Origin of the sequence: Arthrobacter sp. efr-133-R2A-120, assembly GCF_030209835.1 — a bacterium.
In the GTDB taxonomy this organism is placed as follows: Bacteria; Actinomycetota; Actinomycetes; order Actinomycetales; family Micrococcaceae; genus Arthrobacter.
The window spans coordinates 74,123-86,721 of the sequence record NZ_JARVRF010000028.1 but is presented as its reverse complement, the minus strand read 5'-3'; the positions used below and the strand labels follow the sequence as shown (position 1 = coordinate 86,721).

The 12,599-nt window shown below is 65.3% G+C and carries 9 protein-coding genes and 1 riboswitch; of the genes, 3 read left to right on the top strand and 6 right to left on the bottom strand.

Annotated elements, in window-relative coordinates; all coding sequences use genetic code 11:
* Nucleotides 1–229 precede the first annotated feature (229 nt).
* From QRN52_RS14250 to QRN52_RS14225, 6 genes are all read right to left on the bottom strand, one after another.
* Nucleotides 230–2,299 carry an ArnT family glycosyltransferase gene (locus QRN52_RS14250; RefSeq protein ID WP_284753486.1) on the bottom strand — a complete coding sequence of 690 codons (2,070 nt, stop codon included), beginning with the start codon at nucleotides 2,297–2,299 and terminating at the stop codon, nucleotides 230–232.
* A gap of 6 nt (nucleotides 2,300–2,305) precedes the next feature.
* Nucleotides 2,306–4,369 carry an ArnT family glycosyltransferase gene (locus QRN52_RS14245; protein WP_284753485.1) on the bottom strand — a complete coding sequence of 688 codons (2,064 nt, stop codon included), beginning with the start codon at nucleotides 4,367–4,369 and terminating at the stop codon, nucleotides 2,306–2,308.
* Nucleotides 4,366–5,772: a bifunctional glycosyltransferase family 2/GtrA family protein gene (locus tag QRN52_RS14240; protein WP_284753482.1), complete on the bottom strand. Its 1,407-nt coding sequence runs from the start codon at nucleotides 5,770–5,772 to the stop codon at nucleotides 4,366–4,368. The genes QRN52_RS14245 and QRN52_RS14240 overlap by 4 nt, the downstream gene beginning before the upstream one ends.
* A gap of 163 nt (nucleotides 5,773–5,935) precedes the next feature.
* Nucleotides 5,936–6,673 (bottom strand): aggregation-promoting factor C-terminal-like domain-containing protein, encoded by a 738-nt coding sequence (locus tag QRN52_RS14235; RefSeq protein WP_284753480.1) that lies wholly within the window; start codon nucleotides 6,671–6,673, stop codon nucleotides 5,936–5,938.
* 2 nt (nucleotides 6,674–6,675) lie between these two features.
* Nucleotides 6,676–6,849: riboswitch (cyclic di-AMP (ydaO/yuaA leader) on the bottom strand.
* Nucleotides 6,850–7,014: 165 nt separating this feature from the next.
* Nucleotides 7,015–8,493 carry a sensor histidine kinase gene (locus QRN52_RS14230; RefSeq protein ID WP_284753478.1) on the bottom strand — a complete coding sequence of 493 codons (1,479 nt, stop codon included), beginning with the start codon at nucleotides 8,491–8,493 and terminating at the stop codon, nucleotides 7,015–7,017.
* Between the two features lie 12 nt (nucleotides 8,494–8,505).
* The gene (locus QRN52_RS14225; protein ID WP_078106594.1) at nucleotides 8,506–9,246 is read right to left on the bottom strand and encodes a response regulator transcription factor; all 741 of its coding nucleotides are present in this window, start codon (nucleotides 9,244–9,246) and stop codon (nucleotides 8,506–8,508) included.
* A 215-nt stretch (nucleotides 9,247–9,461) separates the two neighbouring features.
* On the opposite strand from QRN52_RS14225, the gene QRN52_RS14220 reads away from it, so the two are divergent.
* The 3 genes from QRN52_RS14220 (at nucleotide 9,462) to QRN52_RS14210 (ending at nucleotide 12,526) form a co-directional block, all read left to right on the top strand.
* Nucleotides 9,462–10,253, top strand: a complete 792-nt coding sequence (locus tag QRN52_RS14220) for a hypothetical protein (protein WP_284753474.1) — start codon at nucleotides 9,462–9,464, stop codon at nucleotides 10,251–10,253.
* A 661-nt stretch (nucleotides 10,254–10,914) separates the two neighbouring features.
* Nucleotides 10,915–11,784, top strand: a complete 870-nt coding sequence (locus tag QRN52_RS14215) for a winged helix-turn-helix domain-containing protein (protein WP_284753472.1) — start codon at nucleotides 10,915–10,917, stop codon at nucleotides 11,782–11,784.
* A gap of 211 nt (nucleotides 11,785–11,995) precedes the next feature.
* Nucleotides 11,996–12,526 carry a SixA phosphatase family protein gene (locus QRN52_RS14210; RefSeq protein ID WP_284753471.1) on the top strand — a complete coding sequence of 177 codons (531 nt, stop codon included), beginning with the start codon at nucleotides 11,996–11,998 and terminating at the stop codon, nucleotides 12,524–12,526.
* Nucleotides 12,527–12,599: the final 73 nt, after the last annotated feature.

Genomic DNA, 12,599 nt, shown 5'->3' with positions numbered 1-12,599 from the left:
TGCGACGAAAGCTTGGAAATGGGATCTGCAGTGGCGTCCACTTTTCTCTGCAAACGTTTGCAAAACAAGAGTCTTTTTGAAACTTTTCCTCGGGCCTCCTCAGCCGCCGCGCCAAGGACTTCTACGTCAACAAAGCCGAGCAGGGAGACGGCAACAGACGGGCTGTGGCAGATTGCGGATTACTCCGCGATCATTGCCACAGCCCGTCCGGGTGCTTCGGTCAGCCCCCTCAGCCGGCCAGTGCGTACACCGTGGTCCCGCCGATGGTCTGTGACTGGAAGTTCGCAGCCACCCATTGCTCGATCTGCGCAGGAGCGTCCGATCCGCTGTTCGCCTGCATGGTCCCCCCGGCGATGAAGTAATGGATCTTGCCTTGTGCCACGAGCTGCTGGAACTGTTCGAGCGTCGGGGACGGGTCCGTGCCGTTGAAGCCACCCACAGCCATCACGGGCAGTTCGGTGGCCAGTTGGTAGCCGGCGGCGTTGTTGGAGCCTACGACGGCGGCCGCCCACGTGTAGTTCGAGGCGCCGGATTTCAGCGCGGCAACCATTTCCGACGACGGCGTGGTGGCGCCAAGCAGGCCGCCCATGCCGCCGCCTTGCCGGTTCCCGCCGAAGCCGCCGCCCTGGGCGCCCGGCTGTTGGAGGGCTTGCGGAGGAGTGTTCTGGGCCCCTTGCCCGAAGCCGCCCCGGCCTCCAAAGCCGCCGAAGCCACCAAATGTAGTCGTTGGACCGGCACTGGGGATTGCGCCGCTGTGCGTCACGGAGGCGGTTGAGATGGAGTACGCCAAGGGGCCGGCGAGGGAGGCCGCTAGGGCGAGCACCGCCGTCGTGCGCTGAAGGATGCGGGACGGGAAACGTCCCGAGAGTAGCACCCCGGCCGCGGCTGCCAGTGCCCCCAACAGCACCGCCCAGCGCAGCAACGGACCATAGGCGGTGGTGCTGCCCAGGAGGTCGAAGGCCGTGAATCCTGCTGCGGCCACTGCCATGGCGAGCATGACCGCGGCGACGAGCTGTGCGCGATGCTGCCACAAAAGCACCCCGCCCAGACCCGCGAGCCCGGCTATGCCCGGGGCCAGCGCCACCGCATAGTAGGGGTGGATGATGCCAGCCATGAAGCTGAACACGAGACCGGTGACAAGCACCCACGAACCCCACACGATCACGGAAGCCCGGACGGAATCCGTGCGCGGGGCGCGGCGGCCCAGCCACAGGAGTCCCGCTCCGAGGATGAGCACCGAGGGGAGCAACCACGCGATCTGGCCGCCGAACTCGCTGTTGAACATCCGGAACAGCCCGGGAACTCCCCAGCCGTTGCCGCCCCCGACGCTGCCGGTCTCCTGGCCGCTGAGCCTGCCCAGGCCGTTGTAACCGAGCGTCAGTTCAAGGATGGAGTTGTTCTGGGAGCCGCCGATGTAGGGCCGCATGTTGGCCGGAATGAGTTCGACGACGGCGAGCCACCAGCCGGCCGAGACCACCATGGCCGCCCCCGCCGCAAGCAGCCGAAGCAGGCGACGCCCCACTCCACCTTGCGCGGCAACCACGTACGCCACGATAAATCCAGGAACCACCAGCAGGACCTGGAGTTGCTTGGTCAGGAAGCCGAAACCCAGGAACACCCCGGCAAACAGGAGCCAGCGCAGTTTGTTGTCCTGGATGGACCGCAGCGTGGCGTAACCGGCGGCCGTCATGAGCAGCACCAGCAGGGCATCCGGGTTGTTGAACCGGAAAATGAGGGTGGCTACTGGGGTGATGGCCATGACGACGGCGGCCAACAGCCCGGCCCGGTGGGCGAGCCGTGGATCGCCGCTGGCGGGGACCGCGGCTCGCCGGACTGCCAGATACAGCAGCCATGCAGTGGCAACGCCCATGAGCGCCTCGGGAACCAGGATGCTCCAGGAGTTCAGCCCGAAGATCCGTACCGAGAGGTCCATGATCCAGAGCGACGCCGGCGGCTTGTCCACCGTGATGGAGTTGGCGGCGTCGGAGGATCCGAAGAACCACGCGGTCCAACTCTGCGAACCGGCCTGGGCCGCCGCGGAATAGAACGCATTGGCCCAGCCGGAAGCGCCGAGGTTCCAGAGATACAGGACCGCGGTTGCGATGAGCACAATGCCGAGCTCCACGCGGTGCCGCAGGGCACCCAGGCCACGGTTGCTGCGGGACTTTCGGGTCACGCCGGCCCGGGCGCGGCCGCCCCCTCCCCTGGGAGCGGCCGCTTCCGGCGGCTCTACCGAACGCGACGGCGGAGCCGACTGACCGGCCTTGGAACCGGTGTCTGTGGAATAGGAAGTGGTCATCGGGATCTACTTTGTCAGCTTGTAGACGGTGGAGTTGCCCACCGTCTGGGCTTGGAAGTTGGCCTGTACCCAGGAGGCTACCTCGGAATTGCTACCTTGGCCTCCGAACCCGCCGCCGCCACCCATGCCTCCACCTGCGATGTAGTAACCGATCTGTCCCTTGGCCACCATGTCCTGGAACTGTGCCAGCGTCGGGTAGGGATCGCCGCCGTTCCAGCCCCCGAGCGCGATCACGTTCGTGTTCGTGGCGAGCTCAAGGCTTGCGGCTTGGGTGGCCCCGGAGACGATCGCCGACCATTTCGTGGTGGTGGACGTCAGCAGCGCGGTCAGTCCGGCGTCGGCCGTTCCCTCGGAACCGGGCCCTCCCGCCTGACCCGCGCCACCAGCTGCGCCGAAACCTCCGGCGCGGTTTCCGAAGCCGCCCATGGCGGAGCCGGTGGGACCCGACGTCGGGATGGAACCGGAGTGCGCGGTAGCCGCCGTCGCGAGCGTCCATGCTGCCGTTCCGAGGCCGCCGGCCAGAAGCGAGACAACTACGACGGCCGCGGCCGCTGCATTCCGGAAGCGGCCGGCAAAGCGAAGTGAGTCGAGACGAAGCAGGATTGCCGCGGCCGCCACCACTCCCAGGACGACGATCAGAATGCGCAACCACGGAAGCCATGAGGCATCGCGGCCCAGGAGGACCGCGGACCACGCTGAACTACCGAGGATTACCACGGCCAGGACGATCCTGGCCGGCCAATATCCGCGGCCACGCCACAGCTCAACACTGCCAATGCCCACCAAGGCAGCGATTGCGGGTGCGAGCGCTACCGCGTAGTAGGGGTGGACGATGCCGCTCATGAAGCTGAAGACGCCCGCCGTGACCAGAAGCCAACCGCCCCACAGGATGAGCGCGGCACGGGTACGGGAGGCCCGCGCTTCCCGGCGGGTGAACCACAGGCCAGCCGCCAGAAGAATCAGCGCAGCAGGGAGAAGCCAGGAGACTTCAGCACCGAAGCTAGTGCCAAACATGCGGGTGATCCCGGCAGCTCCACCGAAACCAGTGTTGCCACCACCGCCGCCGCCGAAGGCGCCGAGGCCACCGAGATTGCCTCCTGCAGGGGCGCCCGCGCCGCCCCCGCCGGGCGTGCCTTCACCCGAGCCTGTGATGCGGGACAGCCCGTTGTAGCCAAAGGTCAGCTCCAGGAAGCTGTTGGTTTGCGAACCGGCCATGTAAGGCCGTGACGAAGCCGGGGTCAGCTGGAAAAGAACGATGTAGCTGCCCGCCACTACTGCGATACCGGCCAATGCGCCGAGCAGGTGCAGCAACCTCCGCCTGAACGGAGTGGGTGCGGCCCAGAGGTACGCGAGTCCCAGGCCCGGAACAATCAAGAATCCCTGCAGCATTTTGCTCAGGAACGCGAGGCCCACGACGGCGCCGGCTGCGGCGAGCCATTTCCAGCCCGCGCGTTCGATAGCAAGGGTAGTGAAGTACGCCGCCAGGACCAGGCACAGGGTCAGCATGGCGTCGGGGTTGTTGAAGCGGAACATGAGCGCCGCCACCGGCGTCAGAGCCAAAGCCCCACCGGCCAACAAGCCAGCGCCTGGTCCGGAGACCCGCTTGACCGTCAAATAGAGGAAACCGACGGCGGCCACGCCCATCAGTGCCTCGGGAACCAGCATGCTCAGGGGAGAGAAGCCGAAGATCCAGCCCACCAAAGCGGGGATCCACAAAGACGCCGGGGGCTTGTCCACGGTGATGGCGTTGCCGGCGTCGAGCGAACCGAACAGAAACGCCGTCCAGTCCTTGGTGCCGGCCTGGATGGCCGCGGCGTAGAAGGAGTTTCCGTAGCCGGTAGCCGCGAGGTTCCAAAGATACAGGAAGGCTGTGGCTACGAGGAGCCCGGCGGCGGACGGCCGTACCCAACGGGGCTGCCGACCAAAGGCGTATCGCGTCCAACGGGGCGCGGCACCGGGGGCTGACGGGCCGGCCGAGTGACGCGGTGCGTCGGCAATCCCGACGCCGGATCCGGCGTCAGCATTTCCGGCGGCCGGTCCTGTGCTTGCGGGAGTAATCGTGGAGGTCATGATGCTGCCGTTTCTGTGCGCGATTTGGCTTGTTTGGTGGGTGCAGTCGCCTGGGCGGCAGGCTGCCGGAAGACCCAAAGCCGGAACAAGAGGAAGCGGACTGCGGTAGCGGCGAGGTTAGCGGCGACCACGGTGAGGAGTTCACCCCAGCGGTCCGGCGTCGTCGTACTGTGCACCAAGGCGAGCGCCCCGGAGGTGAGCGCGAGGCCGATCCCGAAGACGATCAAACCCTCGAAGTGATGCCGAACGGGATTGCCGCCCTGGATGCCGAAAGTGAAGCGCCGGTTGGCACCGGTGTTGGCGATGGCCGTGACGAGCAGCGCCAGGAAGTTGGCCAGTTGCGGGTCCATGAAGCCGCGGCAGAACAGGAAGATGAGCACATAGGCGAGGGTGGACGCAGCGCCGATCGCGGCGAACCGGACCAGCTGTCCGAAAAGGCTGCTGCGGGGGCTTTGCTCGGCAGTACGCGACGACGCCGGAAGCGGCCCGCGTGCAAGTGCTGCCCGCAGTTCCGGAATGGGGATGCGGCCCGAGACGAGATCCCGGGTGAGCCGGACCATGCCTCGGATGTCGGCCAGGGCGGTGCGAACCACGTCGACGCTCGAATCGGGATCGTCGATCCAGTCGACGGGAACCTCGTGGACCCGGAGGCCGCAGCGTTCGGCGAGGACCAGGAGTTCAGTGTCGAAGAACCATGAGTTGTCCAAGGTATGGGGGAGGATCTGCTGTGCGACATCTGCCCGGATCGCTTTGAAACCGCACTGGGCATCGCTGAAGCGGGCACCCATCAAGGAGTGCAGCATCAAGTTGTAGCTACGCGAAATGAACTCGCGCTTGGGGCCGCGGACAACCCGCGAGTTGCGGGTCAGCCGTGTGCCGATGGCGAGGTCCGAATGGCCGGAGATCAGTGGCGCCAAAAGGGGCGCCAGCGCGGCGAGGTCGGTGGAGAGATCCACGTCCATGTAAGCGAGGACCGGCGACGGCGATGCCAGCCACACCTTGCGCAGGGCGTTGCCGCGTCCCTTCTCCTCAAGATGGACAACCGCGAGCTCAGGCAGTTCCCTTGCCACGCGCTCCGCGATTTTCAAGGTGCCGTCCGTGCTCGCGTTGTCCGCCACGGTGATGCGGAAGCCATGCGGGAAGGATTCGCGCAAGTGGCCGTGAAGCCTGCGCAGGCACTCCTCGAGGTCGCGTTCCTCATTGAAGACGGGAATGGTGACGTCGAGGACAGGGATGGCAGTGTGGGTGTCCACGGGGGCGCGACGCACGGTGCTGCGTTGAATTGGGGTGCCGGGTTGAACGGGGGTGTTGGGGTGGAAAGGCGCGTTGCCTTGGATGGGAAGGCCCGGCGGCACCACCGCGGGGTCCTTCAGGGTTCCGGAGGTGGATTCGATGAGCGTCATGTATCCAGAGTGCGGCCGCCTAATATGAGGGCTTTAGGCGGAACCTGTGACGGGGCTGTGGATGTCTGAGCGCCGTGCGGGAATCATGTGCCCGGCCAGAATACGTCGAGGCCCGCCCCGGAAGGGACGGACCTCGACGTACTTTTGCTCGTGGCTCGTGGGCTTAGTACCAGTTGTGGGCCAAGTGGAAGGACCACGCCGCCGACGGCGACCCGTAGCGTTCCTTGATGTAGTTCAGGCCCCAGCGGATCTGAGTCTGGTAATTGGTCTGCCAGTCGGCGCCTTCTGATGCCATCTTGTTGCCTGGCAGCGATTGCCCAATGCCGTAGGCGCCACTGGAGGCGTTGGTGGCAGTGGTGCGCCAATCCGATTCCTTGTTCCACAAGGTGATCAGGGCTGACATTTCGCCCTGGCCCCAACCGTAGGAGGGAAGGATGCTCGCGGCGTAGGCCTGGGCGCCAGCCGGATCATCGACGGCGACCGGTGCGGCCGGAGCTGCTGGCGCCGGGGGTGCCGCGGGGGCGGCCGGTGCGGCAGCCTGGGGCGCGACGGCGGCCGGAGCAGGGGCGGGTGCCTGGCTCGGCGTCGGCGTGGCGCTCCGCTTGGGGCTCGCGCTTGCGCTCGCCGACGGCGTGGCGCTGGCTGATGGCATGGCTGAGTGATCCGCCGTGCGCGATTCGGAGGTCCGGCTCATGTCCTGGGCATTGATGGCCTGTCCGGCGGCTTGGGTGGCGGCGCCTGCACCGAGGAACACGGCGACGACGCCGGCAACAACGGCCATGCGCTGGCCGGTGCCGAGGTTCGAGGCGACTCGCCTCAAGGTGGAACGTGACTTGTTTCTCCGGGCAGGTTCGCCGCGGTGGCGCGCAACAGGGCGCGACTGATTCCTGGAATCAGACATGGTGATTGCCTCTCGACGCCTGCGGAGTTAGCTGTCGGATTCGGATGAGGTCATCCGGCCGTGGCCACAGCGAATCGTGGCGGTACGGCTTCACCCCTAGGGCTGGCTCAACATGAGCGCTTGCCCGGAGACCTGGGTCCCCCGTCTCTGCCTGGACTGTTGGGCACCGGGGAGTGGCAGAGCTCGGCGCCTACCCGGCGGTGGCCGGAATGATCCAGCGCACCCATTCGACGGTACAGGAGGATCCAGCTTAAGTCACATTTAGGTAACGGAGATCACGACGCCGGTGCGTCGACTTGCGCTCGACGCGCACCGGCGTCGCGCTTTTCTGGTTGGTCTCTTCAGGCGGTGGCGGTCCTGAGCGCCGGGAGCCGAACCGCGAACTCCGTCCGGCCCGGGCGGGACGCCACTTCCACCGTGCCGCCATGCGCCTGGACAATGGATTCCACAATCGAAAGGCCGAGCCCGGACGTGCCCTCGGAACCGGAGCGGGCGGCGTCGGCACGGGCAAAGCGCGAGAAGATCCTGCCCTGGAATTCAGGCGGGATGCCCGGGCCGTTGTCGGTCACGGTCACTACGGCACTGCCATCGGCGGAGCGCATGACGCCCGTGACCACGGTGGTTCCCGCCTCGGTGTGCTTGCGGGCATTGGAGAGCAGATTCGCCAGAACCTGGTGGAGTTGGGTGGTGTCGCCGCGGACCGTGAGGGGCTCATCCGGGAGCTTGAGCTGCCAGATGTGCTCGGGGGCCATGACTTTCTCGTCGCTGACGGTTTCGATCACCAACTGCGTAAGGTCCACATCGGTGAACTCCGGCGCCTTCCCTTCGTCAAGCCGGGCCAAGAGAAGGAGGTCCTCTACGAGGGTGGTCATGCGTTCTGACTGGCTCTGCACCCGGCCCAGTGACTTGCGGCCGTCCTCCGTGAACGTCTCGGTCATGCGCAAGAGTTCGGTGTAGCCGCGGATGGCGGTCAGCGGAGTGCGTAGTTCGTGCGACGCGTCGGCCACGAACTGGCGCACCTTTGTCTCACTTTGCTGGCGCGCTTCGAGGGCGCTGGAGACGTTGTCCAGCATCAGGTTCAATGCATGGCCGACGCTTCCCACTTCCGTGCTCGGGTGGGCCGCCGACGCAGGAACGCGCACCGCGAGGGCCACCTCGCCGGCGTCGAGCGGAAGTTTCGATACCTTCGTGGCAACGTCGGAGAGTTGCTCCAAGGGGCGCATGGTGCGGCGGATCAGCACCGTTCCGGCCAGCCCGATCAGGACCAGTCCGCCCAAGGACACCAGCACCATGGTCCACACGAGCGAGGCTTCGGTGTCCTCTTTCGAGGCGAGCGGCAGCCCCGTGATAACCACATCGCCGTAGGGTGTTTCGGCAGCCACCAGCCGGTAGCCGCCACTGGACAGGGTGCGATCAACAGGGCGGCCGTCGGAGGGGAGGGCCAACAGGATTCGTGCGTCGCTGGGGGACAACGGCGCACGGGTGGCATCGGAGGACAAGAATCCGGCATCACTGCTCACCTGGCCGCCAAGAATGCGTGCATTCAGCGTGCCGATGCTCTGGCCCCGCGGATCCAGGGGGTCCGGACGGCCGCCCGGGTTGCCCTGCGGTGGGCGGCCATGGGAGGCCTGCATCAATTGCTGGTCCAGCTGCTTCGTGAGGAACACGTCCATGGAGGCATAGCTGACCACCCCGACGGCACCGCAGATGGCCACAAGGAGTGCCATCGAGAGCAAGATCAAGCGCGTGCGCAAGTGCCAGGTTGAAGGATTGAACCAGCTGTGGTCAGTCTGGCGGGGGATACCCGAGAGTGCGGACATTCGGCGCCCCGGCTATTCGGCAGGCTTGATGACGTAGCCGGCTCCGCGCACCGTGTGGATCATGGGCGGGTGGTTGGCCTCGATCTTCTTGCGCAGGTATGAGATGTAAAGCTCCACGATGTTGGCTTGGCCGCCGAAATCGTAGTCCCACACACGGTCCAGGATCTGGGCCTTGCTCACCACGCGCTTGGGATTTTCCATGAGGTAGCGCAAGAGTTCGAACTGGGTTGCCGTGAGCGGGATGTCCTCGCCGCCGCGGGTAACTTCGCGGGTGTCCACGTTCAGGGTCAAGTCACCCACCACCAGCTCGGCCGTGTCCATCGCGGCCACTCCCGAGCGCTGGACCAGGCGGTGCAGGCGCAACAGGACTTCCTCCATGCTGAAGGGCTTGGTGACATAATCGTCGCCGCCGGCTGCCAACCCGACAATCCGGTCCTGCACGTCATCCTTCGCGGTGAGGAAGAGCGCGGGCACCTCAGGCGCAAAGGCGCGGATCCTGCCCAGCAGCTCAACGCCGTCGAACCCTGGAAGCATCACATCCAGTACCAGCACGTCCGGGCGGAAGTCCTTGGCGAGCTTTACCGCGGCGGGACCGTCGCCGGCAACAGCTACCGACCAGCCCGCCATGCGTAGGCCCATGCTCATGAGCTCGGCGAGGCTGGGTTCGTCGTCCACCACGAGGGCACGGATGGGGGAACCGTCCGGGTGGCTGAGCTGCGGAAGGTTATTGGTCATGGAGTGCGAGGATGCCATGGGACAACTCTCCAATCTGCCGGTTTGCCAGTGCTTTGCCGATGCTGTGAGCACCCTGTGAGTCCCAGCCTAGCCACCTGTCCGGAGGTTGTAGCGGTTCTGCAGGTCACAGGGAAGCCTGCAGTTCGACACAGCCAACGCACAGCAACGCGGCTGACGCTGTTTGGGACAGGAACATCTACGACCGAACAGTCCCGACTTCGATGGAGAACATCATGGATCAGCAAAACAACCCCTCCGTACCTGGTTCCGAGCCGGAGAATGGGCACCCGCAGCCGGTGATCCGGCCCCTTGATGATTCCGGGCAGCCTGGTGCCGGGCAACCTGGCGCTGGGTGGGGTGCGCCGCAGCCGCCGGCGAACCAGCAGCCTGGGCAACCTGCCGCCGGGTGGGGCGCGCCGCAGCCGTACAACGCAGGACAGCCCCGACCTTCGTTTTTCAAGAATTGGAGCCTGAAGAAGGGGCTCATTGTTGGCGGCGTCGCGGTGGTTGTCGCTGTAGCGGCAGGAGCCGGTGCATATGCCGCCGGAAACGGGACCGCGGCGGCTGATACCACCAACGCGCAGGGACCGGGTGCCGGGCAGAACGGCCAGGGCGGATTCGGTGGCCCCGGCGGCACGAACGCAGGTCCGGGCGGGCTCGGCGTCGGCATGGGTGGCCTGAACGCCGCGGTCCACTCGGAATATGTGGTCCTCCAGAACGGCAGCTACGTCACCATGGCGGGCCAGCTGGGTACGGTCACCGACATCTCGGCGAGCTCCATGACTGTCAAGAGCGACGACGGATTCACCCGCACTTACACGCTGGGAACGGACGTCGTGGTAGAGGAAGGCATGCGGCAACGCGGAAGTGGAACCACTGGCACCACCCTGACCCTCGCCGATGTGAAATCCGGATCCAGCGTGAGGGTCACAGCGCTCAAGGAATCCGACAAGTACACGGCCCAGTCCATCCAGATCGTCACTGCCACCACATCAAGTACCCAAGGAACCGGCACCACCAACTAGTCCCCGCCGCCACCCTCGCCTCGCAAGCTCGGCCAGGGAACCCTCGCGGCGTGGGCCCACGCAGTTGATTTCGGTGCGGGCCTTCAGAACGACATCCAATGCGAGCGCGGGGTGGGGCGGGCGATTGCAAAGCCCCTAGCAGATGATTTGCCAAAAAATTTTCACGAGACGCGGATCCAGGATTGGACAAGGGTTGTTTCATATCTCGAGATTCAAAGGCAAGCGCGTGACGTGACTTAAGATTCAGAAAAGGACAACTTCATCAAATTTTATTCGAATATTGCACTGAGAATAGCCATTGTGACGAACGAGAATGGGTCACATTTGGACATGTCTGAATTGTGATGTGCGGCACAATAGTCCGATTCGTCTCAAAATGTGGACGGTTCGGCCCTTTGTTACTTGCAAGTTCCCTTTGTTACGTTGCACACTTCAAATGTGAACAAGAACTCAACAGCATCTGCAGCCGCAGCGATCGAGCCCAGCGTACCCGCTGGTTTTTCGATGAGCTGTTGTCGAATGCATGCCTAACTTAAGACCCCAACAAGTTTCAGGCATTCGCCCCCTGCCCAGCGTCGGGCGCCCCTCCCCATCTCATTGCGGGGACCAGACCAGCATTCGAAGCCGCGATGACGGCTATTCACTTTGAGGTAAGCAATCCATGTCAGTTGCATCCGGATACGTCCACATCTCCGTCCGTAACGCCAATAAGGCCGCGTCGAACGTCGGCCTGCGTCCCGGCTTCGGCAACCGCCCGGCCTACGCCCAGCCCGCACCGCAGGGTGGCAGCCAGGCGCCCGGTTACGTCCCCCAGGGCTACAACCCCAACTCCTACGGCCAGCTCCGCGCTGTTCCCGTCAACGAGGCCTCGCCGATGACTGCACCCACGCCTGTCCTGGCTCCAGCGGACCGCTCCATCCGTCCCGTTGCAAATGACAATGTGGCCCGCGGATTCGTGCTCTACATGGGCATCGACGAAGACACGGCTGCGGCCGCCGGAACGTCCATCGCCAAGCTTGCCCAGGAAATCCGGGCCTACGCGCAGTCCCTCGTTTCCGGCGCCGAGAGCTATGCCGCCGTCGCGGTAGCCCCGGCCAGCGCCCCCGGTTCCGCGCTCGACGTCGTCCGCTCGACTTTCGGTGACCCCACCGTTGGCAACCGCCAGCGCTCCGAGGCGCTCCGCCCGCAGCCTGCGCAGGAAGCCCGCCCGTCTGGTGTCTTGATCGACCTCGCCCGCCGTGAGGTGCACCTCGACGGCGAATCCCTGAACCTCACGTTCAAGGAATTCGAGCTCCTCAACTACCTTGTCGAGAACGGCACCCGGACCGTGGGCCGCGACGAACTCCTCGAGGGCCTGTGGCGCAACGCCGAAGAGGTCCCCAACGAGCGCACCATCGACGTCCACATCCGGCGCCTCCGCTCCAAGCTCGGCCGCCTCGCGAACACGGTCCGCACCGTACGAGGCCAGGGCTACCGTTTCTACGAGCACCCCGAGGTCATCGTCTGGGCCGCTCCGGAATACTCGATCTAGTCTCCACCCGCCCAAGGCGCCCGCTCCTTTCTTTGGGGGCGGGCGCTTTCGCTTCCGCGGGACGATCCCTCGGCGCCTGCGCTCGTCCCTCACGCAACAACGGCGCTTTCGGGATGTCCCGCTCACGCGACAGCGCCCGCGCGAACCAAGCGGCCGCATTCCTGCGCTCAGGACCAGTGAGCATGTGCCTCCGCGGCGATAGGGTGGGGGGATGAGCGAGCATCACATCAAGCGGCTGGTGATCATGCGGCATGCGAAGTCGGACTGGCCCCTGGGGGTGCCGGATCATGAGCGACCCCTTGCCGAGCGTGGTCACCGTGAAGCCCCCCTGGCCGGGAAGTGGCTCCTCAAACACCACGTGATTCCGGACTTTATCCTGTGTTCGTCCGCGCTCCGGACCCGGCAGACCTGCACTTGGGTGTGCAGCGAATTGGGGGACAAGGCCCCGACGCCGAAACTCGAGGACGGTCTGTATGCCGCCTCTGCGCAGCGCATGTTGACAGTCATCAACCATGTACCGGAAACCGTCACGACTCTCATGATCTTCTCGCACATGCCCGGCGTGCAGGACCTCGCGATGCACTTGGCTTCCCGTGATTCGGACCATGACGCCTACATGGATGCCGCAACGCGGTATCCCACGAGTGCCATGACGGTGATGGAACTCGAAAAGTCGTGGGCCGAACTAGATGGGCAGGATGCTCGGCTGACGCACTTCGCCGTTCCGCGCCCGAAGAAGTAGCTCCCTCGCGCGAACCGGCAAATAATGCCCCCTTTTGCGCCGCCAGAGGGCATCTGCTGCCAGTTCGCGCGGA